This is a genomic window from Achromobacter sp. ACM01, from assembly GCF_014851745.1.
Classification (GTDB): Bacteria; Pseudomonadota; Gammaproteobacteria; order Burkholderiales; family Burkholderiaceae_B; genus Achromobacter; species Achromobacter aegrifaciens.
The window spans coordinates 451,484-473,544 of record NZ_JACVAF010000004.1; the positions used below are offsets into that span (position 1 = coordinate 451,484).

General features: G+C 66.9%; 19 protein-coding genes. 7 read left to right on the forward strand and 12 right to left on the reverse strand.

What is annotated here, in order from left to right:
- Positions 1-2 precede the first annotated feature (2 nt).
- From IB268_RS22490 to IB268_RS22500, 3 genes are read left to right on the forward strand one after another with little or no spacing between them, the layout of a single operon-like run.
- Positions 3-2,630, forward strand: coding sequence for a DUF2169 domain-containing protein (locus IB268_RS22490; RefSeq protein ID WP_192354820.1), 2,628 nt, complete (start codon positions 3-5; stop codon positions 2,628-2,630).
- Positions 2,627-3,685, forward strand: a complete 1,059-nt coding sequence (locus IB268_RS22495) for a pentapeptide repeat-containing protein (protein ID WP_192354821.1) — start codon at positions 2,627-2,629, stop codon at positions 3,683-3,685. The genes IB268_RS22490 and IB268_RS22495 overlap by 4 nt, the downstream gene beginning before the upstream one ends.
- Before the next feature lie 44 nt (positions 3,686-3,729).
- Entirely contained in the window at positions 3,730-4,113 is a 384-nt protein-coding gene (locus IB268_RS22500; protein ID WP_054457232.1) for a DUF4150 domain-containing protein, read from the forward strand.
- 15 nt (positions 4,114-4,128) lie between these two features.
- Here IB268_RS22500 and ccsB read toward each other — a convergent pair whose 3' ends face one another.
- The 3 genes from ccsB to IB268_RS22515 form a co-directional block, all read right to left on the reverse strand.
- Positions 4,129-5,496: a c-type cytochrome biogenesis protein CcsB gene (ccsB, locus tag IB268_RS22505; RefSeq protein ID WP_054457234.1), complete on the reverse strand. Its 1,368-nt coding sequence runs from the start codon at positions 5,494-5,496 to the stop codon at positions 4,129-4,131.
- An 8-nt stretch (positions 5,497-5,504) separates the two neighbouring features.
- The gene (locus IB268_RS22510) at positions 5,505-7,583 is read right to left on the reverse strand and encodes a cytochrome c biogenesis protein ResB (RefSeq protein WP_192354822.1); all 2,079 of its coding nucleotides are present in this window, start codon (positions 7,581-7,583) and stop codon (positions 5,505-5,507) included.
- 118 nt (positions 7,584-7,701) lie between these two features.
- Positions 7,702-8,403 (reverse strand): c-type cytochrome, encoded by a 702-nt coding sequence (locus tag IB268_RS22515; RefSeq protein WP_042797483.1) that lies wholly within the window; start codon positions 8,401-8,403, stop codon positions 7,702-7,704.
- Here IB268_RS22515 and IB268_RS31205 point away from each other — a divergent pair.
- The 3 genes from IB268_RS31205 (at position 8,402) to hemB (ending at position 10,281) form a co-directional block, all read left to right on the forward strand.
- The gene (locus IB268_RS31205; protein WP_255509206.1) at positions 8,402-8,530 is read left to right on the forward strand and encodes a hypothetical protein; all 129 of its coding nucleotides are present in this window, start codon (positions 8,402-8,404) and stop codon (positions 8,528-8,530) included. The genes IB268_RS22515 and IB268_RS31205 overlap by 2 nt on opposite strands.
- A 114-nt stretch (positions 8,531-8,644) precedes the next feature.
- Positions 8,645-9,268: a ribosome biogenesis GTP-binding protein YihA/YsxC gene (yihA, locus tag IB268_RS22520; protein WP_042795930.1), complete on the forward strand. Its 624-nt coding sequence runs from the start codon at positions 8,645-8,647 to the stop codon at positions 9,266-9,268.
- Positions 9,265-10,281 carry a porphobilinogen synthase gene (gene hemB, locus IB268_RS22525; protein ID WP_192354823.1) on the forward strand — a complete coding sequence of 339 codons (1,017 nt, stop codon included), beginning with the start codon at positions 9,265-9,267 and terminating at the stop codon, positions 10,279-10,281. Before yihA ends, hemB begins: the two co-directional genes overlap by 4 nt.
- Positions 10,282-10,339: 58 nt before the next feature.
- Here the strand turns inward: hemB and IB268_RS22530 are convergent, their stop codons facing one another.
- From IB268_RS22530 to IB268_RS22560, 7 genes are all read right to left on the reverse strand, one after another.
- The gene (locus IB268_RS22530) at positions 10,340-11,224 is read right to left on the reverse strand and encodes a DMT family transporter (RefSeq protein WP_119449922.1); all 885 of its coding nucleotides are present in this window, start codon (positions 11,222-11,224) and stop codon (positions 10,340-10,342) included.
- 138 nt (positions 11,225-11,362) lie between these two features.
- Entirely contained in the window at positions 11,363-12,073 is a 711-nt protein-coding gene (locus IB268_RS22535) for an ABC transporter ATP-binding protein (protein WP_192354824.1), read from the reverse strand.
- A gap of 36 nt (positions 12,074-12,109) precedes the next feature.
- Positions 12,110-13,882 carry an ATP-binding cassette domain-containing protein gene (locus IB268_RS22540; RefSeq protein ID WP_119449742.1) on the reverse strand — a complete coding sequence of 591 codons (1,773 nt, stop codon included), beginning with the start codon at positions 13,880-13,882 and terminating at the stop codon, positions 12,110-12,112.
- The gene (locus IB268_RS22545; RefSeq protein WP_054457247.1) at positions 13,879-14,802 is read right to left on the reverse strand and encodes a branched-chain amino acid ABC transporter permease; all 924 of its coding nucleotides are present in this window, start codon (positions 14,800-14,802) and stop codon (positions 13,879-13,881) included. The genes IB268_RS22540 and IB268_RS22545 overlap by 4 nt, the downstream gene beginning before the upstream one ends.
- Before the next feature lie 32 nt (positions 14,803-14,834).
- Positions 14,835-16,022: an ABC transporter substrate-binding protein gene (locus IB268_RS22550; protein ID WP_192354825.1), complete on the reverse strand. Its 1,188-nt coding sequence runs from the start codon at positions 16,020-16,022 to the stop codon at positions 14,835-14,837.
- Between the two features lie 76 nt (positions 16,023-16,098).
- The gene (locus tag IB268_RS22555; RefSeq protein ID WP_192354826.1) at positions 16,099-16,866 is read right to left on the reverse strand and encodes an SDR family NAD(P)-dependent oxidoreductase; all 768 of its coding nucleotides are present in this window, start codon (positions 16,864-16,866) and stop codon (positions 16,099-16,101) included.
- Complete coding sequence (locus IB268_RS22560) at positions 16,863-18,614, reverse strand: FAD-dependent oxidoreductase (protein WP_192354827.1); 1,752 nt, start codon at positions 18,612-18,614, stop codon at positions 16,863-16,865. Before IB268_RS22560 ends, IB268_RS22555 begins: the two co-directional genes overlap by 4 nt.
- 153 nt (positions 18,615-18,767) lie before the next feature.
- On the opposite strand from IB268_RS22560, the gene IB268_RS22565 reads away from it, so the two are divergent.
- Positions 18,768-19,616, forward strand: coding sequence for an IclR family transcriptional regulator (locus IB268_RS22565; protein ID WP_082401217.1), 849 nt, complete (start codon positions 18,768-18,770; stop codon positions 19,614-19,616).
- Positions 19,617-19,725: 109 nt separating this feature from the next.
- Here the strand turns inward: IB268_RS22565 and dsbD are convergent, their stop codons facing one another.
- The gene (gene dsbD / locus IB268_RS22570) at positions 19,726-21,615 is read right to left on the reverse strand and encodes a protein-disulfide reductase DsbD (RefSeq protein ID WP_192354828.1); all 1,890 of its coding nucleotides are present in this window, start codon (positions 21,613-21,615) and stop codon (positions 19,726-19,728) included.
- Positions 21,615-21,962 carry a divalent-cation tolerance protein CutA gene (gene cutA, locus IB268_RS22575; protein WP_054457254.1) on the reverse strand — a complete coding sequence of 116 codons (348 nt, stop codon included), beginning with the start codon at positions 21,960-21,962 and terminating at the stop codon, positions 21,615-21,617. Before cutA ends, dsbD begins: the two co-directional genes overlap by 1 nt.
- Positions 21,963-22,061 lie beyond the last annotated feature (99 nt).

Sequence of the window (22,061 nt, forward strand, 5' to 3'; positions counted from 1 at the left end):
CCATGAAGACCATCAAGCCGTTCCGCCTGGGCCTGCTTACCCGCCCCTACCGCTGGCAACGCCGCGACGTGCTGGGCGTGGCGGTGTTCGCGCTGGTCGATATCGCGCACGCGCCCACGCTGCTCATGGACCAGGAACTTTGGAAGCTGGCAGGCGCCGAAGCTGGCGGCCTGCTGGACCTGGCCACGCCCAAGCTGTGTCCGGAAGTGCTGGTCGCCGGCCACGCCTATCCGCATGATCCCAAGAGTCCCGGCGCCTGCGCCGTGCGCCTGAAGGTGGGCGCGATCGACAAATCATTGCTGGTCTTCGGCGACCGCTACTGGCTCGATGGCAAGGCCACCGCCCCCCAGCCCTTCGAGCGCATGCGTCTGGACTGGAGCCGCGCCTACGGCGGCCCCGGCTGCGCAGAAAACCCGCAGGGCATAGGCGCGCAGGAAGAGGACGTCAACGGCGTGCGCGTGCGCCGGCTGCCCAACATCGAACACCCGCAGGAACGCGTCGCATCGCCCTCCCAGCGCGTCGCGCCCGCCGGTTTCACCGCCATGCCCATGGACTGGCCGCAGCGGGCCGCACTGCTGGGCCGCCAGTATGGCCAGCAGTGGCTGGAACATGACTTCCCGGGCTTCGCGTCCGACATGGACTGGCGCTTCTTCAATGCCGCCCCGCCCGACCAATGGGGGCCCGCCAATTCGGCGCTTGCCGGCGGCGCCGACTATGAACTGTGGAACATGCACCCTGAACGCGAGGTGCTGCGCGGCCGCCTGCCCGACTGGCGCGCCCGCTGTTTCTTCAGCCGCCAGGCCGATGGCAGCGCGCTCGAGGAAGTCGCGTTGCGCCTGACCACGGCCTGGTTCTTCCCCGACCGCACGCAGCTGGCGCTGATCTGGCATGGCGCGCTGCCGGTACGCGAAGACGATGCGGCAGATATCCTGCACATCATGCCCGCGCTGGAACACGCCGGCCAGGAGCGCGACGTGGCGCATTACCAGACTGTGGTGGGACAGCGCCTCGATACCGAGCTCGGCGCGGTCCATGCCCTGCTGGATGCCCAGCTCGTGCCGGAAGACATCTGCGGCGAGCTGCCGCAGGCGGCCATGGAAGCCACGGCCCAGCGGCCGTCGAACCGCAACCTGCATGCCGGCGCCGCACGGCGGCATGCCCGCGAGCGCGAATCGCTGCTCGCCCAGGGCCTGGATCCCGATCTGTACATGGTTCCCCTGCAGCCGCCGCCAAAGGCGCCTAACCTGGCCGATCTGCCGCAGACCATCCTGCGCATGCAGCGGGAGCTGGAAGAGGCCAAACGCCTGTCGGGCGGTCCCGGCGCGCGCGCGCTGGCCGATCCCAACCTGCCCTCCATGGCCGCAGTCTCCGGGGTAGACATGGACGCACTGCGCAAGCTGGAGGATGACGGCAAGCTTCCCGCCGGCTTCGACCCACGCAAGGTGAAGCGGCACATCGCCGACTTCGATGCCAACCCGCACACGCAGGCCGAGCGCGGCGCGCCGGATGCACCAGGCGTGCCGCCCCCGCTCAGCCAGACCCTGGGTCCGCAGGTGCATCAGGCCTATCAGCAATCGGCGCATCAGTTCGCGCCGCCCCCGCCCATGCCGCCGTTGCGCGCACGGCGCACGCGTTCGAAGCTGGAAGCGCGTCTGAAAGGCAATCGCGATTGCCGCGACATGAACCTGACTGGCGCGGACCTGAGCGGCATGGATCTTTCCGGCGTCGACTTCCAGCGCGCCATCCTGGCCGGCGCCAATCTCGCCGACGCGCGGCTGGACGGCTGCAACCTCACCGACGCGGTGCTGGCAGGCGCCGACCTGGCGCGCACCAGTATGCGCGGCGCCGATATGTCGCGCGCGAACCTGGGCCGCACGCAGTGCGTGCAGACGGACTTCACCGAAAGCCGCATCAAGGAAACCATCTGGGACCATGCCAACTGCGAAGATTGCAGCTTTGCCGGCAGCGTCTGGTTGCTGGGACGCCTGCATCAGGCGCGCTTGCGCGGCTGCGACCTGAGCGGCGCGTCTTTCGAGCAATGGGCCGCGATGATGGCCGCCTTCGAGGATTGCCGCTTTCACCAAGCGCGCTTGAATCAATGCGTGTTCATGCAGGGCACGATGGCGAACGCCGACTTCTCCGGCGCGGACTTGCTGCGCGTCAGCTTCATGGACGTGGAGTTCTCGGGCCGCCATAGCATGGAGAACGCCACGCTCGATGGCTGCGCCTACGCGGGACGCGTAGCGCTTGCCGGCGCCTGCCTGCGCGGCATGCGGCTCAAGGTGGGCAGCATGCGTGGCGCGATGCTCGATCGCGCCGACTTGCGTGGCGCGCAAGTCGCCGCCAGTGACTTTTCGAACTGCAGCCTGCGGGAAGCAGACCTCAGCGGCATGGCCGCCCCCGACACCCACTTCGTGCGCGCCGACTTCACCGGCGCGCGCCTGCGCAACGCCAACCTGATCAACAGCCTGCTCGGCAAGGCCATCCTGCTGCGCGCCGACCTGACCGGCGCCAACCTCTTTCGCGCGGATGTCGCGCAGGCGCAGATGGACGGCAGCACCGGGCTGGACGACGCCCATACCCAAGGCGCCAAGCTCTGGCCGGCCCGGCAGCCGGAGAACGCCGCATGAACCTGGATCAGTTGCTGGACCAGGTGCGCCACGGCGAGCCGATAGCGCACCGCAGCCTGGCGGGCCGGGACCTGCGCGGCCTGGACCTGGCGGGCGCGTTCTTCGACCAGGTGGATTTGAGCGGCGCCAGGATGAGCGGTTGCCAGTTGCAGGACAGCCAATTCCTCAACTGCGTGCTGACTGGCGTGGTCGCCGCGGACGCCAATCTGGATATGGCCCGGCTGTTCCGTTGTCAGGCCCGCGGGGCGGTGCTGGACCGCAGCCACGCCCATGGCGTCAGCTTCACCGAATGCGATCTGGGTCAGGCCAGCCTGGAAGGGGCCGAGCTGAAGGAAGCGGCGTTCAACTCCACCTCGCTCGAAGGCGCCTCCTTGCGATCCGCCCGCGTGGAACGCTCGGTGTTCTCGCGCGGCGTGCTGACGCGCGCCGACCTGTCGCAGGCCCGGATGAGCTACACCCTGTTCCACCAGCTGGACCTGCGCAGCATCGTGCTGGCGGGCGCCGGCGCGGAAAGCACCATGTTCATCGAATGCGATCTGACGGCGCAGGACTTCTCCTCGCAAGCCTACCCGCTCTGCCATTTCACCGACAGCCAGCTGGACGGCGCGGACTTCCGCAATGCCGACCTGCGTCAGGCCGGCTTCAAGGGCGCGTCGCTGCGCGGCGCGCGCTTCGCTGGCGCGTCGGCCCCGCAGTGCTTGTTCCCTCAGGCCGACCTGAGCGGCGCCGACCTGCAGGGCGGCCGTTTCGACGGCGCCATCTGGGCCGAGGCGACGCTGGACGGCGCCTCCTTGCGCGGCGCCAGCCTGTCGCTGTGCATCTTCCAGCGCGCGCGTTGCGCCGACACCGATTTCCGCGGCGCCAACCTGACCGACGCCGACTTCTCGCTGGCCGACCTGGGCGGGGCCGACCTGCGCGACGCCACCTTCCTGCGCACGCGCATGCATCGCGCGTTGACCCAGGGCACGCGTTGGACGCAACGCCGCGGCATCATCGAAAACGACGCGCCCCTGCTTGAAGCCGAACTCTGGTCGGCCGGACGCGCCTCCCTTTGACCCCACGCGGCATCGCCGCCCCCTCGCCGCCTAAGGAGATCAACATGCTCGCAGTCTGCCAATTGCCCAGCCTGGCCGTGGGCGTTCCCGACGTCTGCAAGACCCCGGTGCCGCCGGTGCCGCACATCGACACGGCGACCTCGTCCATGGGTATCCCCGTGGTCTGGAATGTATGGCTGATGGCAGCGCCGGTGCACAACATGGCGACGGTGATACCGGTCACGCTGGGCGATACCGCCGGCGTGGGCGGCGGCCTGATCTCGCAGACCTTCATGGGCCAGTCGCGCTACATGACGGGCGCGTTCACCATGCTGGTGCGCGGCGCGCCCATCGTCCGCATGACGAGCCTGACCCTGCAGAACACCATCAATGCGCCTGGCGTCAAGGTGTACTCGCCCCAGCCGGTGATGGTTGTGCTGACGGCCTGAACAGGCCGTCAGCGCCTACAGTTCGCCGTAGGAGTGCAGGCCCGACAGGAACATGTTCACGCCCAGGAAGGCGAAGCCGGTGATCAGCAGGCCCATCAGCGCCCAGTAGGCCGCCATGGTCCCGCGCAGGCCCTTGATCAGGCGCATGTGCAGCCAGGCCGCGTAGTTGAGCCAGACGATCAGCGCCCAGGTTTCCTTGGGGTCCCATTGCCAATACGCGCCCCAGGCGTCGGCCGCCCACAGCGCGCCCAGGATGGTGGCGACGGTGAAGAACGCGAAGCCGATCGCGATGGCGCGATACATGATGTCGTCCAGCACTTCCAGCGAGGGCAGCGCCGCGGCGATGCGGCGGCGTCCCAGCAGGATGGCGCCCACGATCACCGCGCCCACGCCGAAGTACAGCATCCAGGTGGCCGACAGGCCATCGGTACGGAACACCATGGGCTCGGCGCACAGCAGCACGCCCAGCACGAACAGCGGCGCCAGCTTAGCCCAGGACGTGGTCTGGCCATGTTGTTTCACCAGGTAGGCAAAGCCCACCATGGCGGCCAGCGAGAAGGTGCCGTAGCCAATGAAATTGGCCGGAACGTGCAGCTTCATCCACCAGCTCTTGAGCGCCGGCACCAGCGGCTGGATCTGCCCGGCGTCGCGCGTGAAGGAGTACCACAGCAGGAACACCACGGCCGACGTCACCACCAGCATCACGAAGCCGCCCAGCGCGCGCGTGGCGTACTTGCGTTCGTAGTAGAGGTAGAACAGCGCCGTGATCAGCGCAAACAGCACGAACACTTCATACAGGTTGCTGACCGGGATGTGGCCCAGGTCCGGGCCCATCAAGTGCCCTTCGCGCCAGCGCACCAGTAGGCCCGTGACGCCGGCGAACACCGCGCCCCAGCTCAGCGCCGTGCCCAGCCAGGCGGCGGTAGGGCTGAAGAAGCCGATCCAGTAGCAGACCATGGCCAGCGCGAACAGCGCGCACATCCACAGGATGGCCGACTGCGACGAGAACAGGTACTTCAGGAAGAACACCTGCTCGGCCCGGGCCAGGTCGTTGCCGTACAGCATCAGCGCCAACCCCGCCGCAATGGCACAGGCGACCATCAGGTGGCGCAGCGGGCGCCACAGCCAGCCCATCCAGGCCAGCACCGGGACGGTGCCGCACAGGATGATCTTCTCGTAATAGTCCATCGCGTTGCTGTAGCGGGTCAGCGCGAATCCCGCACCCACCGCCAGCAACAGGAAGAAGACGACGTCGGTCCAATCGGGCCTGCCGCGCTGCGCGCGGCCGTCGCCGGTTTCGGACAGGGCGTCCTGCCAAAGTTGATCAGGCGAGGCAGCCAACGTTTGCGCCGGCGCGGGATGCGTAGTGGTCGTAGTGGACATAGGAAACCTTAAGACCTCTTCTGGCGCAGCAGCGCCTGCTTGAAGCGTTCAAACTCCTGGTTGAAGTCGAGTGTACGCTTCTGGGACGTCATGGCCGCCAGGACGCTGCTGCCGCCGCCTTGCGGCTTGATCCAGATCCAGATGCGGCGGTCTCGAATATAGAACATCGAGAACACGCCCAGGACCAGCAGCAGGCTGCCCAGGTAGACGGTGTTCTTGCCGGGCGTGCGGCTGACCTGGAACACGCTGGCCTGCACGTGCTTGAAGTCCGCGAGCGACAGGAACACTGGCGCCGGATAGACGGTCAGGTCCGACAGCGCGGCCACGGACAGGCGCGACCAGACAGCGGCGCGTTCGGCCTCCGGGCCTTCGGTGGCCACGGGGGGCAGGCCGGCGCGCTCGCGTTCGATGGCGCGCAACTCGTTCATGCTGGCGCCGATCAGGCGGATCACCACGTCGGCTGCCCGTTCCAGGTCCTGCGGCGGCGTGTTGGCCTGCAGGAACGCCGCCACGGCTTGCAAGCCGCCGGAGGCGAAGGTTTCCAGGGCGCGCTCGGCGGCCGTCTGCAGGGGCTGGCGATCCGTCCCCACCGGGCTGTTGCGTTCCGCGAAGCGGCGCGCGGCCTCCTGGCGCGCTGCGGGGTCGGCCAGAGTCGCGCGCAGGCGCATGAATTCGGCGATCGAGCTGTCGTCGTCCGCCGGAATGCGCAGGTAGCGGAACGGCTCGGAGGCGTTGTTGCGCACCCCGGCCAGGAACACGGCGGCGCCGTCCAGCTCGACGGGCAGCATGTAATTCTGGAATTCGTGGGCCTGGCCCGCATCGTCGATCAGCTTGTATTCGACGCTGGGACCGACGTTGCGCAGGTTTTCGTTCTTTTTGCCTGCGGCGCTGCCGGACACCGACGCGACATGGTCGGCAAAGCTCTGGTTGCCGCCCTTGGGCACGCCGCCGGTCAGATCCTCGACGTTGATGGGCCGCAGTGCCGTGATCTCGATCCCCATGCTGCGCGCGCCGCGGGCAGTGTGAGCGGTTACTTCGCTGGTCTTGCCCACCGTACCGTCAACCGCGAAGGTAGCGGCGTCAGATCCTACTAGCGGATAGCCTTTCAGCGTCACCGCGCTGCCGCCGTCGTCGAAGCTGGATTGGTAGACCGTCATGCCCTTGAAGCGCAGCGGCTCATTGACCTCGATGGTGGAATCGAAACTCTTGCCGGTGTCCGGGTCGGTGACCTCGACCTCGCTGGCGAAGCGGCTGGGCATGCCGGTGGAGTAATAGTCGACCACGAACTTCTTGAGCTTCAGCGTGAAGGGCATGGGCTGCACCAGGGCGCCGTCGCCCACCATCACGACCGCCGTACTGGCCTGGCCGCCCTCGGGCACCAGGACGCTGGCGCGGAAACTTGGGTTGTCGACCGACAAGCGGCCGCTTTCCGGCACTTCCGAGATCAGCATGTTTTCGACGATGGGTTTCTTACCACCGAACATGACCTGCAGGCGCACCGGCAACTCGCTGTCCAGCAGGCCGCCGATGCAGATGATGACCATGGCGGCGTGGGCGAACACGTAGCCCAGGCGGTTGGCGCTGCCCTTCTTGGCCGCCAGCAGCACGCCATCCGCATCCTGGCGTTCGCGCACCGCATAACCCAGCCGGCCCAACAGGGATTTGAGGCCCGCAGCCGTCTGCGGCACGTCGGTAGGCTCTTCGGTTTCCACCCGATGCGGGAAGGCGCGCAAGCTGCTGGCGCGCACATGTTCGCGGAACGAGCGCGCATCGCGCAGCATCTTGGGCGCGTTGCGGATCAGGCAGACCGAGGTCGACACGACCAGGAACCCCATGATCAGCAGGAACCACCAGCTGTTGTAGACGTGCCAGATGGAGAACTTGTCGAACACTTCGAACCAGAACGGCCCGAACTGATCGATGTAGTTGTTGGACGAGCGGTTCTGCTGCAGGACGGTCCCGACCAGGCTCGCCACGCAGATGAACATCAGCAGGCTGACGGCGAAACGCATCGAACCCAGCAATTCGAAGAAATCGCCGGGCAGGCTGCGCAGGGAAGGACGGGAGTGTGTACGGGTCGAATTCATGAAAAAAGGGGGGCCGCGCTATCGGCTACCCCCCTCATAGACAGCGCGCGGCGGAAGCAGGTTCCGCTGCGCTGAGTTTGCAGAACGCGGACCAGCCGCGCGCGTGGCGGGCTGGCGCCTACCGCAGACCGGCGGCGTAGTCCGACACGGCCTTGATGTCGGCGTCCGACATGCGGTCCGCGATGGCGAACATGACGTCGTTCTTGCGGTCGCCGCTGCGGAACAGCTTCAGCTGCTCTTCAATGTACATGGGGAACTGGCCCGACAGCCGGGGGTACTGGCTGGGAATGCCCGCGCCATTGGCAGAATGGCACGAGGCGCAAGCCGGAACCTTGCGATCCGGCAAACCGCCGCGCCAGATCTTTTGACCCAGATCAACCAGCTTCTCCTGGCCGGCCGTGGCGGGCTCCTTGAGCGGCTGCTGCGCCAGGTACAGCGCGATGTTCTGCATGTCGGCGGGCGTCAGGTTCTGCGCCATGGCCGTCATCGGGGTGGGATTGCCGCCCGCGCCATTGCGCACCGGCAGCTTGGCGCCGGGCTTGACCTGGAAGTCGGCCAATTGCTTGGCCAGGTACTCGTGGGACTGCGCGGCCAGGTTGGGGTTCACCGGGATGGTGCTATTGCCCGCCGCGCCATGACAGGACGCACAGGCGATGATGCCCCTGGCCGCATCACCCTGGTCAAACAGCTGTCCGCCCTTGGCGGCATCTGGTTTTACCGGGCCCGCGGCGCCTTCGGCGGCGAAACTCGTAGTAGATAAGGCGGAGGCGCCGAGCAACAGCCCGCTCGCAACCAACATCCGGGACAGCACACGCTTCATGAAGACCTCGACGATCGCATCGATCAAGGCGCAAAAAGGCGCCCACGCCTGCCCGCACACCCTGGAATACCGTATCGAACCTGTTTTGCCTTCCTGCCTGCGATGTTGCTGCGAACTTGCCGGATAAAGCGTTCAGCAAGCGAAACAGTAAGCAAAAAAGACGGCTCCGCGCACGGGGACCACTGTTGCAAACGCCGGATTATACAATAGGGCTCGAAACCAACCGTATCCAAAGCCACCCGTGTCCCTCCTACATCGCGCCTCTTTCCTCACGTCCGCGGCTCGCCTCGACCAGTTGCCGGCCGCCGGCGCTCCCGAGGTCTGCTTTGTCGGCCGCTCCAACGCCGGCAAATCCACGGCCATCAACGTGCTGTGCAACCAGCGCCGCCTTGCCTTCTCCAGCAAGACGCCGGGCCGCACGCGCCTGATCAATATGTTCAGCCTGCCCGACCCGCTGGATCCGGAAGGCCACATCGGCTATCTCGTCGACCTGCCCGGCTACGGCTACGCCTCCGTGGCCCGCGACGAAAAAGAAAAATGGGCCGACATCCTGGGCGGCTATCTGCGCGACCGCGAATCGCTGGCCGGCATCGTGCTGCTCATTGACATCCGCCGCGGCGTCACCGAACTGGACCGCCGCCTCGCCAACTTCATCGCCCCCACCGGCCGCCCGGTGCTGGCGCTGCTGACCAAGGCCGACAAGCTGCCCTACGGCCAGCGCGTGCGCACCGTGTTCTCCGTGCGCAAGGACCTGGCCGATATCGGCGCCCTGCACACCATCCCCTTCTCGGCGCCTGAACGCATCGGCCTGGAAGAGGCCGGCGCGCACATAGAAAACTGGATTTCACCCAAGGTCGTACCATGAACCCGCAGATCATCTCCCCTGAATTCCCGGTATCCCGCCCGCGCCGCCTGCGCCGCGACGACTTCACCCGCCGCCTGGTGCGCGAAAACGCCCTGACGGTCAACGATCTGATCTATCCCGTGTTCGTGGCCGAAGGCACTGGCCTGCAGCAAGCCGTGCCGTCGCTGCCGGGCGTGGTCCGCTATTCGCTGGACACGCTGCTGCCGGTGGCCCGCGAATGCGTGGACCTCGGCATTCCCGTGCTGGCGCTGTTCCCCGCCATCGACCCCTCGCTCAAGACGCCCGACGGCATCGAAGCCACCAACCCCAATAGCCTGATCCCGCGCGTGGTGCGTGAACTGAAGAAACACGTCCCCGAACTCGGCATTCTGTGCGACGTGGCGCTGGACCCCTACACCAGCCACGGCCAGGACGGCGTCATCGACGAGAACGGCTACGTCATCAACGAAGCCACCGTCGAAATCCTGGTCAAGCAGGCGCTCACGCAAGCCGAGGCCGGCGTCGACATGGTCGCGCCCAGCGACATGATGGACGGCCGCATCGGCGCCGTGCGCCGCGCGCTGGAAGCCAACGGCCACATCCACACGCAGATCATGGCCTACTCCGCCAAGTACGCCAGCGCCTTCTACGGCCCGTTCCGCGACGCCGTGGGCTCGGCCACCAACCTGGGCAAGTCCAACAAGATGGCTTACCAGATGGATCCGGGCAACCTCGACGAAGCCCTGCGCGAAGTCGCCGCCGACCTGCAGGAAGGCGCCGACATGGTCATGGTCAAGCCCGGCATGCCCTACCTGGACGTGCTGCGCCGGGTCAAGGACACGTTCCGCGTGCCCACCTTCGCCTACCAGGTCAGCGGCGAGTACGCCATGATCAAGGCCGCCGCCGCCAACGGCTGGCTGGACCACGACAAGGTCATGATGGAAGCGCTCCTGGCGTTCAAGCGCGCCGGCGCCGACGGCATCCTGACGTACTTCGCGATCGAAGCCGCGAAGCTGCTGAAGAGCCAGCGTTAAGCGCTATGCGGTATCGCGGGCCAGGCCAACATGGGCCGCCCGCGACGCCTGCCGCAAATCAAGTCTTGGCGGCCGCATTGCGGCCCGCTGCCGGCGCCCCGCGCCGCAATCCCAGCCAGGTTCCCGCCAGCACGCAGGCCAGTCCCGCGACGTGCGTGGGCGTGACGTGCTCGTCCAGGAACAGGGCCGCGAACAGCAGGCCGAAGATCGGCAGCCAGTTCACGAACAAGGCTGCCCGGCTGATGCCCAGCCGCGCGATGCCGGCATTCCAGACGATGTTGCTGACGCCCGAGGCGATCACCGCGGAAAACAGCAGCACCAGCCACGGCCACCACGTCATCTGCCAGGTATCGCCCTGGTAGGACGCGGGCGTCAGCGCCGCGTGCACCACCAGCATCAGGCCGCCGGCCAGGTACATGTACCAGAGCATGCCCAGCGGATCCATGCTGCGCGACATGCGCTGGATCACCAGCCCGCCGCAGACGAACACCAGCACCGCCACGAACACGATCGCATCGCCCCAACCCGTCAGGCCGATCCGCGCGCCGCTGCCGACCACCACCATGCCCACGCCCAGGAGACCCAGCAAGGCGCCGGAAATGCGCACCAGCGTCAGTTTCTCGCGATAGAAGATGGCCGCCAGCAACGCCGACAGCAAGGGGCTGGTCGCCATGATGAGCGTGCCGTTCGCGGCTGACGACACCCGCAGGCCTGTCACCAGTGCAATCTGGTGCGCGTACACGACCAGGAAGCCCGCCAGCGCAACCCAGCCCAGCTCCGCGCGCCCGAGCCGGGGGATGCGGCCGCGGCGGGCCTTGATGATGAGGGTGACTGTGATGAACGCAATGACGATGCGCACGGCCGCCAGGGCCTGCACATCCATGTGCAGCGTCAGGTACTTGACCGAGACGATGTTCAGGCCCCATGTGGCCATGACGAACATCAATTGAAGATAGATAAGACCTGTGCGGTCCTGGCTTGCATCAACTGTCGGGGACGTCACGGGCGCCGGCCTGGAAGGGGAATGGGACGCGCCGCCCACGCGGCGCCGCGGACATGGTATCGCGCCTGGGGCCTGGACTCAATGCGCGCCGAGGTATGCGGCCCGCACGTTGGGATCGCACAGCAGTTCCGCGCCCGAGCCGCTCAGGGTGATGCGGCCGGTCTCCAGCACATAGGCCCGGTCCGCCACGCCCAACGCCTGGTTGGCCATCTGCTCCACCAGCACGATGGTCAGCCCGTCGTCGCGCAGCTTGCAGATCGCCGCGAAGATGTCCTGCACGATCAAAGGCGCCAGCCCCAGCGAGGGTTCGTCCAGGCACAGCAGGCGCGGTTCGCTCATCAGCGCGCGCGCCATCGCCAGCATCTGCTGCTCGCCGCCCGACAAGGTGCCGGCCAGCTGCTCGCGCCGTTCGCGCAGCCGCGGGAACAGCCGGTAGCCGCGCTCCACGCCTTCGGCCACTGCCGCGGGATCCCTGCGCCGGATGTAGGCGCCCAGCACCAGGTTGTCGTAGACGGTCTGGTCCGCGAACACGCCGCGCCCTTCCGGCGACAGCGCCAGGCCCAGGCCCACGCGCTGATGCGCCGCCACCTGCGTGATATCGCGCCCGTCGAAGGTCACGCGTCCGCCCTGCAAGGGCTCCAGGCCCGCCACGCCCTTCAAGAGCGTGCTCTTGCCCGCGCCGTTGGCGCCGATGATGGTCACGATCTCGCCCGCGCGGATCTCCAGCGACACATCGCGCACCGCCTGGATCGCGCCATACGAAATCTGCACGGATTCTAGTTTCAGCATCGTCTTACGGCCTGTTCCTACGCCTATGGCCTGGCCTCAGGCCATGCCGGTTCCCAGATACGCCTCGATCACGCGCTTGTCCGCCTGCACCTGGGCGGGCTTGCCCTCGGCGATCTTGATGCCGTAGTCCAGCACGATCACGTGATCGGAAATCGCCATCACCAGATCCATATGGTGCTCGACCATCAACAGCGTGATGCCGCAGGACTCGCCGATGCGCACCAGCAGCTCGCCCAGTTCCGCGGTCTCCTGCGGGTTCAACCCGGCCGCCGGCTCGTCCAGCAGCAGCAAGGTCGGTTCGGTGGCCAATGCGCGCGCCAGTTCCACCCTGCGCTGCAGGCCATACGGCAGGCTGCCCGCCGGCGTATCGGCCAGATGCTCCAGGCCCACCATGCGCACCAGGCGATAGGCGTGCTCGCGCGCGCGGCGCTCCTCGGCCCGCGCACGCGGCAGTCCCAGCAGCGAAGCCCAGAAGCCGTTCTTCATGCGGCTGTGGCGGCCCAGCAATACGTTATCCAGCACCGACAGCTCGCCGAACAGGCGCAGGTTCTGGAAGCTGCGGCCGATGCCCAGCTTGCAGATCACATGCGGCCGCTCGCCCGCGATATCCGTGCCCTGGAAGCGGACCACGCCCGCATCCGGCAGCACCACGCCGCTGAGCATGTTGATGAGGGTGCTTTTGCCCGCGCCGTTCGGTCCGATCAGCGCATGCACGTGGCCGCGCCGCAGGCAGAAGGAAATGTCCTGCGCCGGCTTCACGCCGCCATAGGCCTTGGAGAGGCTCTCGACCACCAGCAGCAGGTCTTCTTGCGCCCCAACGGCCTGCTTGGCCGCGGGCGGGGCCGCCGCCTCGCCCGCGCCTTGCGGCCGCGCATCCGCGACCCGCCGCTCGCGGCGCGAGAACAGTCCCATCACGCCGCCTGGCATGAAGTACAGCGCGAACAGCAGCAATGCGCCGTAGAAGAAATGCTGCACCGAGGGCCAGCGCGCCAGCATCGCGTCGATGATGGTCAGCGCAATCGCGCCCACGGCCGGCCCCGCCTTCGAGCCTGCACCGCCGAACAGCACCAGCAGCAGGATGAAGATCGACAGGTTGAAGCCGATGAAGTCCGAGTTGATGTACTGGTTCTGCTGCGCCACCAGCGCGCCCGCAATGCCGCAGGTCACGGCCGCCACCACGAAGGCGATGACCTTGGCGCGATACACGCGCACCCCGACGGAAGACGAGGCGATCTCGTCGGCCTGCACCGACAGCAGCGCGCGCCCGAAGCGCCCGTCCAGCACGTTGCGCAGCAGGAGCTGCGTCGCCACGCACAGCACCAGCGCGAACCACACCCACTGCTGGTTGGTGAACGGGTTGCCGCCCCAGGTCAGCGGCATGATGCCGAACAGGCCCGAAGGGCCGCCAAACACGTCCACCCATTCGGTGACGATCTTCTCCATGACGATGCCGAAGGCCAGCGTCACCATGGCCAGGTAAGGCCCTTTCACGCGCAGCGACGGCAGGGCGATCAGCACGCCGAACACGCCGGCCACCACGGGCGCCGCGGCCAGGGCCAGCCATGGATCGACTTGCCAGCGCGAGGTCAGCAACGCCGCCGTGTAGGCGCCGGCTGCAAAGAGGCCCGCCTGCCCCAGCGACTTCTGTCCCGCATACCCCACCAGCACGTTCACGCCCGCCGCGCACAAGTAGTACACGCAAGCCATGAACACGATGCGCAGGTAGTAATCGTTGTCCACCAGGGCGGCGAACAAGGCTAGCGCCGCCGCGAGCGCCACGGTTATCAAGGTCTGGCCGTGCCGCTTCATACCTTCTCCGCCAGACGTTTGCCGAACAGGCCGGTGGGCTTGACCGCCAGCACCAGGATCACCAATCCGAAGATCGCCACTTCACGCCATTGCGACTGCCAGAGGTTCACGTAGGACTCCAGCAGCCCCAGCACAAAGCCGCCCAGCACGCAGCCGCGCGGATTCGACAGGCCGCCTATCATCGCGCCGGAAAAGCCCTTCAGGCCGATGGCCAGGCCCATGAATATCGAAGCCGACGTGATCGGCGCGACCAGAAAGCCCGCCAGCCCGGCCAACGCCGAACTGGCGAAGAAGGCGCCGGTCATCACCGCGTTCACATTGATGCCCATCAGGTTGGCGACCGCGGGATTGGCGGCCACGGCCCGCATCGCCTTGCCCAGCACCGTGCGGTTCATGATGCGGTCGAACAGCACCATCACCACCACCGCCACGGCGAGCAACAGCAGTTCCTGGCTGCGCACGCCCGCGCCGAACACGCGGATCACGTCGTCGCCGAAGGGCGCCGGCACCGTGACGGGCGCCGGTCCCCAGACCGCGAACGCGGCGCTCTGCAGCAGGATGCCAAAGCCGAGCGTGCTCATGACCCACGCCATGCCCGGGCGCGAAGCGAACGGCCGCACGCCGAACACGTATAGCAGCACGCCCAGCATGCCCATCACCAGCACCGCCGCAAGCCCCGCCAGCAGATACTCCCAACCGCTCAATTCCAGCCCTGTGAAGGCCGCGGTGGTGACCGGCTTGCCGGCAAACAGGAACAAGGCGCCTACCCCGATGAACGCGCCCACGGACACGAATTCCCCGTGCCCGAAGTTGAGCGTGCGCGTGGTCGTGAACGTGATGCTGAAGCCCAGCGCCACCAGCGCATAAGCGCCCCCCACTGCTAGCCCGCTGACGAGCGCCTGCAACAATGTCGCCAACATGATGGCCCCTTATGCCTGTCGCTGTCCTGCTGCTACTTGGCGACGGCGACGGTCACGTCGTCGGCGTAAGGCACCAGCTTGCCGTCCTGCCAGTGCGCCCACTTGTAATCGCTTACCAGCAGCGCATCGTGCACCGTGGCCGAGAATGGCTTGATGTAGGTCTTCATCGCGCCTTCGTAGGTGCCATCCAGGTTCTCCAGCGCCAGGCGCACCTTGTCGCCATCGGTGGAGTTCGCCTGCTTGATCGCCATGCCCAGCAGGTTCATGCCGTCATAGGCATGCGCCAGGAAGCCGAACGCGGTGGGCGAGGTCATCTTGGCCGACACGCGGTCATACAGCTTCTGCTGCGCGGCCGTGCGGTTGTCGGTGATGGTGCGCAGGAAGAAGGGCTTCTCCGACAGCGTCTTGCCCGCCGTATCGTAGAAGGCGATATTGTCCGCCGCCCACGAGGTCAGCGTCAGCGGGAACCAGTTGATCTTCTCCATGCTGCGGAACACGTGCGCGATCGGCGTGCTCTGCGCCCAGATCACCACCGTATCCACGCCCGCCGCCTTCAGCTTGTTCAGCTGCGACGTCATATCGGTATCGGCCACACCGAACTTCTCGACCGCCACGGCCTTGACGCCTTGCGCCGCGCCGACTTCCTCCAGGTCCTTGAGCGCGCTCTGGCCGTAGCCGGTGGTCTCGATCATGAAGCCTACGTTCTTGACCTTGGGATTCTTCTTCAGGTAGCCGATCACGCCGTCCACCTGTTCGCGGTCCACCATGCCGACGCGGAACATGTAGTTGTCCGCGCCCGCGCGCATGGGCTTGGTGATGTCGGTGCCGGAACCGATGGCGCCCATGACGGGGATCTTCTTCTGGTTCGGGATGTGCTTCCAGGCCAGTGCGTTGCCGGAATTGGTGGGACCAACGATGGCCACGACCTTCTCGTTATCGATCAGGTCCGCCATGTTCTGGATGGACTTCGGCGGCTGCGACAGGTCATCGCGCACCACCAGCACCAGCTTGCGGCCGAGCAGGCCGCCATTGGCATTGATGTCGTCAATGGCCGTGCGCAAACCCAGCACCGCGGCCTGCCCGCTTTGCGCGGACGGCGAAGCCGACAGGTCGCCGTTAAAGCCGATCTTGATGTCCTGGGCGTAGGCCTGCGCGCCCACCGCCAGCGCGCACAAGACGGCCGCCTTGGACAAGGTGGAAAAAATCCCCGTTGCTTTCATCGTTGTCTCCTGTGTTTTTCAGATGTGCTGCACGTCGATGATTCTTTTTTCTGCCTCTCGCCCGTGGAGCCTGGCGCTATACCGCGAGATAGCCGCCGTCCACCGGCAGGGACACGCCTGTCACGTACTGCGCCATCGGCGAAGCCAGGAACACGGCGGGTCCCACCAGGTCTTCGGGCTGTCCCACCCGTCCCAGCGGAATGCGCTGCATGAAGTTCGCCAGCCGGGCGGGATCGTCCCGCGTGTACTGCGTCATCGGCGTTTCGATGACGCCCGGCGCAATGGCGTTGACCCGTATGCCGTCGGGCGCGAGGTCGCGCGCCATGGCCTGCGTCATCATCTTCACGCCGCCCTTGGACGGCGAATAGCCCAGGGTGGCGCCTACCCCGGCGAACGACGCGATGGAGCCGACGTTGATGATGACGCCACGCGTGGCGCGCAACGCCCCCAGGAAGGCGTGGATCATGTTGAAGCTGCCGTTCAGGTTCACGTCCAGCACGCGACGCCAGTTCTCGGCGGCGCGCGGGCTGTCTATGCCTTCGCGGATCAGGATGCCGGCGTTGTTGACCAGCACGTCAATCGGCCCCACTTCCAATTGCACCTGCGCCGCGACCGCCGCGCATGCCTCGGAGTCCGTCACGTCGAGCGCGTGGCTCCAGGCCTCGCCGCCGGTGGCGATGATGGCCCCTGCCGTCTGCGCGGCGTTGTCGGCCTGCACGTCGGTCGCCACCACGCGCGCGCCCGCGGCCGCCAGGCCCAGCGCCAATGCCCGTCCGTTACCCTGCCCCGCCCCCGTCACCAGGACCAGCTTGCCCTGCAGCAGTCCCGCCGGCGCGGCACTCATGCGGCCGCCTGCGCGGAAGCGTCCGCCGCCTGCACGCGCGCTGCGGCCTTGCCGGCGGCGGCAATGCTCTGACCCGCGATATAGCCGAAGGTCAGCGCCGGACCCAAGGTGATGCCCGCGCCCGGATAGTTGCCGCCCATGATGCTGCAGGCGTCGTTGCCCACGGCGTACAGGCCGGGTATGACCGCCCCCAGTTCGTTCAGTGCGCGGCCCTGGCCATCGACCTTCAGGCCGGCGAAAGTGCCGATGTCGCCGATCATGACCTTGATCGCGTAGTACGGCCCTTTCACGATGGGCGCCACGCAGGGATTCGGGCCATGCAGCGCATCGCCCTGATAGCGGTTGTAGGCCTTGCTGCCCTTGCCGAATTGCGGATCGCGGCCCAGCGCCGCCTCCCGGTTGTATGCTTCGACCGTCTGACGCAGGCTGCCGGCATCGATGCCGGTCTTCTGCGCCAGTTCCGCCACCGACGCGCCGCGAGTCAGATAGCCCGTGTCCAGATAGCGCTTGATGGGCAGTGGGAACGGCGCCACGCTGCCCAGACCATACTTGCGCAGGGTCTTGTGGTCGCAGATCAGCCAGGCGCAGGTCTCGCCCTGCCCCTCGCATGCGCGCACCATCTCCTGCACGAAGTCGTGGTACGAACTGCCTTCGTTGGTGAAGCGACGGCCATTGCGCGTGACGGCGATGACGCCCGGCTTGGCGCGGTCGATGAAGTGCGGCATGTAGCCCGGGCTGCCGTCCTTGCGCGTCACCACGGACACCGGCACCCAAGCCGCGGCATTGGGCAAGGCGGTGTTGACCTGCCCGCCCGCGCTCTCGGCCAGGCGCAGCCCGTCGCCGCTATTGCCCGTGGGCGACGGCGAGTAGTGTTCCGTGCCGTTGGGTGCGTGTGCATACAGCTGCTTGCGGCGTTCGATGTCGTACGGAAAGCCGCCGGAAGCCAGCACCACGGCGCGCGCGGCGCGCACGCGCACGGCCGCGCCATCGCGCTGCACGACCGCGCCGCGCACGGCGCCGTCTTCGATGATGAGGGACTTGGCCGGCGCGTTCAGCCACAGGGGCACGCCCAGCTTGAACGCGGAGGCCGCCAGCCGGCCCGCCAGCGCATTGCCGTTGGTCAGCGTCATGCCGCGGCCATGCCTGGCCACGTCCAGGAAATGCCGGGTCAGGCGCTTGGCCACGTACCAGGCCGAGGCCAGCGAGCGCGTGACCCGCATGAAGTGCACGATCTCCTTGCCCGAGCCCAGCATCATGCCGAACACAGTCAGCTCGGGCAGCGCGGGCGCCAGGTCCCTGACGTGGGCGCCGAGCTTGCGGCCGTCGTAGGGCCGCGCCACCATCGAGCGTCCGCCCTGCTTTCCGCCGGGCGCTTCCGCGTGATAGTCGGGGAACACCAGCGGCATGTCGAACTGCACTTCGGTGCTCGACGTGAAGAAGTCCACCGCGCGCGGCCCCTGCTCCAGAAAGGCATCCACACGTTCAACGTTGTAGCTGTCGCCGGCTTCGTGGCGCAGATAGGCGCGGCCTTCGTCCGGCGTTTCATGGATGCCCTGCACCTTGGCCAGCGAGGTGCCCGGTATCCACAGCCAGCCGCCGGAACGCGCGGTGGAGCCGCCGAAGCGCGGCTCTTTTTCAACGATAAGGACCTTCAGGCCTGACGTTGCCGCGGTGATTGCGGCAGCCATGCCCGACGCGCCCGACCCGACCACCAACACGTCGCAGTCGTATTGACGAGAATCTTCCACGTTGTCTCCATACCCTTGGGGCGGCTTGCTCCCGATCGCAAAACCGGGGCAGCCTTCTTATTCTTTCGACTGTAGAGAACGCATTTGATAATGTCAATATGGTTCACGATTAGCGAAAGTACTAACATAGGCAATCTCATTCGATAAAAGAAAATGGCCACCAGACCCAGCTCCGGCAAGCGCAATGCCGATCACGCTCCTGCCTCGCCGCCGCGCAGGCGCGGCATCCAGTCCATCGAAGTCGGCGGCAAGATTCTGCTGGCGCTGCTGGAACACTCGTCTTCGTTGCCGCTGGGCGCGCTGGCCAAGGCCGCCGGCATGTCGGGCGCCAATGCCCACGCCTATCTCGTCAGTTACGGCAATCTGGGCCTGGTCAGGCAAGACCCGAACACCGGCGAATACGAGTTGGGGCCGCTCGCGCTGCAGCTGGGGCTGGCGGCGCTGCACCGGCTCGATCCCATCAAGATCGCCATCCCCATGACGCGCGAGTTCGCCGAAAGAACCGGACAGACCATCGCCATCGCGGTGCTGGGCAACCTGGGGCCAGTTATCGTTCACCTGCACGAATCCAACTACCCCATCCACGTCAACATGCGCACCGGCACGGTCATGTCGCTGACCAACACGGCGACGGGCAAGGTGTTCGCGGCGCTGCTGCCGCCCAAAAAAATAGAAAGCCTGTTGCATGAAGACCATCTGCGCCTGGGCGCCGTGCCTTCTTTGGGCAAGACAGAAAAGTTCGAACGGACCCTGCGCGAAGTCCGCCAGCGCGGCGTCGCGCGCGCCATGGGCGACCCCATCCCCGGCATCAACGGCCTGAGCGCCCCCGTGTTCGACTCCAACGGCAACGTGGTGCTGGTGATCACAGCCATCGGCGCAGCCGGCGTGTTCGACGTGCGCTGGACCAGTCCGTTGATCGATGACATCAAGCGCTGCGCCGACGCCATCTCGGCTGAACTGGGCTGGCAGAACCACGACGTGCGCGCGACGCGCCAGGGCTAGCGTCCGCAGAACAGAAAGGCCACGCGGCAAAAAAAAGGCCGCTGCACGGTCGGTTCCATGCAGCGGCCTTTTGTATGGCGGATCACGCTTGCGGCAAAGCCGCGCGCGTTCAGCGCAGCAGGACCTTGTCCAGCGATTCAGTAAAGCGCTTGGCGTCCTGGAAGCCCACCACGCGCGCCTCGGGCAGCTCCTTGCCACCCGGTTCGAAGAACATGATGCCCGGCGGGCCGAAAAGGCGGAAGCGCTTGAGCAACGCGCGGTCATCGGCGTTGTTCGCGGTCACGTCGGCCTGCACCAGCAGCATGCCCGACATGCGCTGCGCAACGCCCGGATCGGTAAAGGTGAAGCGCTCCATCTCGCGGCACGACACGCACCAATCGGCGTAGAAATCCAGCATCACCGGCTGACGGCTTTGCACCAGCAAGGCGTCCAGTTCCGCGTTGTTGCGCACGCGGGTGAAGTGCACCTCACCGCTGCTGGCCGCCGCGCCCACGGGCGCATCGCCGCGCGCCGCCAGGTGCGACAACGGCTGCAGCACGTCGCGTCCGCCACTGGCTGCGCCGATCAGCCAGGCCGCGGCCGCCAGCGCCAGCAACAGGCCCACACCCTTGCCGAACATGCGCGCAGCGCCCGCGCCATCGGGCAAGGCATCGAACGCCCGCAGCATCACGGCGGCAACCACGGCCAGGAAAGCCCAGCCCGTCATCTGCACCCAGGTCGGCACTACCGGGATCAGCATCCACCAGGCGGTCGCCAGCAAGAGCATGCCGAACAAGCGCTTCACGCCGTCCATCCAGGGACCGGCCTTGGGCAGCAAGGCGCCCGAGGACGCCCCCACGATCAAGAGCGGCACGCCCATGCCCCAGGCCATCGCGAAGAGCGCCGATCCGCCCAGCACCACGTCCCCGGTCTGCGAGATATACAACAGCGCGCCCGCCAACGGCGCGGCCACGCAGGGGCCGACGATCAGCGCCGACAAGGCGCCCATCACCAAGGCGCCGGTGTAGCGCCCGCCCGGAATGCGCGCCGAGCGCTGCGACAGCCAGCCCTGGATGCCGGCAGGCATCTGGAACGTGAAGGCATCGAACATGGCCAGCGCCAACACGGCCAGCAGGATGGCGAACAGGGTCAGGATCCAAGGCGTCTGCAGCCAGGCGGCGAGTCCGGCCCCGCTCAATCCGGCCGCCACGCCCAGCGCGGTGTAGACAACGGACATGCCCAGCACATAGGTCGCGGCCAGGGCCAGGCCGCGGCCGCGCGACGGCTTGGCCTGCGCGGCCCCACCGAGCACGATGGAGGACAGGATGGGAATCATGGGCAACACGCAGGGCGTGAATGCCAGCAACAGGCCCAGCACCAGGAACACGCCGGCGGTCTTTACCCAGCCCAGGCCGCCCAGGGCGTCGGCCAGGCCGGTGTCGCCCGCGTTGACCAGCGCGCCGAGCCCGCTGGATGCGCCAGACGCGGCGGCCGGGATTCCTCCCGGTCCAGCCAGTGCATAGCCACCTGCCACCGGCGTGAGTTTCACGCTGCTGTCCATGGGCGGGTAGCACAGCCCCGCATCGGCGCAGCCTTGCGCGGTCAGGGTCAGGGTGAAGGGCTGTCCGCCCGCAGCCACCGGCACGCGGATCACCACGTCCTGGTGGAAGACCTCCATGTCCTTCTCGAAGGTCGGGTCGTACTTGACCTCGCCCTTGGGATAGACGGCTTCGCCCAGCTTGGCGGCGCCGATGGGACTGATGGTGATGCCGAAGCGCTCGCGGTACATGTAGTAGCCCGGCGCGACGCGGTAGCGCAGTTCCAGCGTTTCAGGCGCCACCATCTCGGCGCTGAACACGAAGGCCTTCTCGGGCTCCAGGAACTCGGCCTCGGCGCGCGCGGCAGCCTGCCAGCCCAGCAACAGCAGCATCATGGCCAACAAGGCCAGCCACTGCCTGAAGAAGGCGCGCGGCGCGCGGGACTCGCGCCGGAGCGCGCCGATACCGACTAGTTGCAACATCAGTCTCTCTTGTTCTGCGTGACGGCCGTCTGTTCACGCACCCAATCCAGATAGGGCGCCGCGCCGCCAATGACAGGCAGCACGATGATCTCGGGCACATCGTAGGGATGCATCTGCGCCAGGGCCTGCACTACGGCCTGGTGGCGCGCGTATGTGGTCTTGATGTGGATGGGGATTTCTTCCGCCCCTTCGACCTCTCCTTTCCACATGTAGATGGACAGGCCCGGGGCGCCAAGGTTCACGCAGGCGGCCAATCCGTCTTCGACCAGGACATGCGCAATCCGCTTGGCCAGCAGCAGGTCGGGCGCATTGCTGATGACCAGCACAACGTCGTCATCTCGCAACATGGAGGCTCCTCGGGATACCCGTATGGGACGTAACTCGGGGTATTTTATCGGTATTGCGGCCATCGTCCGGATCCGCCGGGCCTGAACGCGCCGCCATGC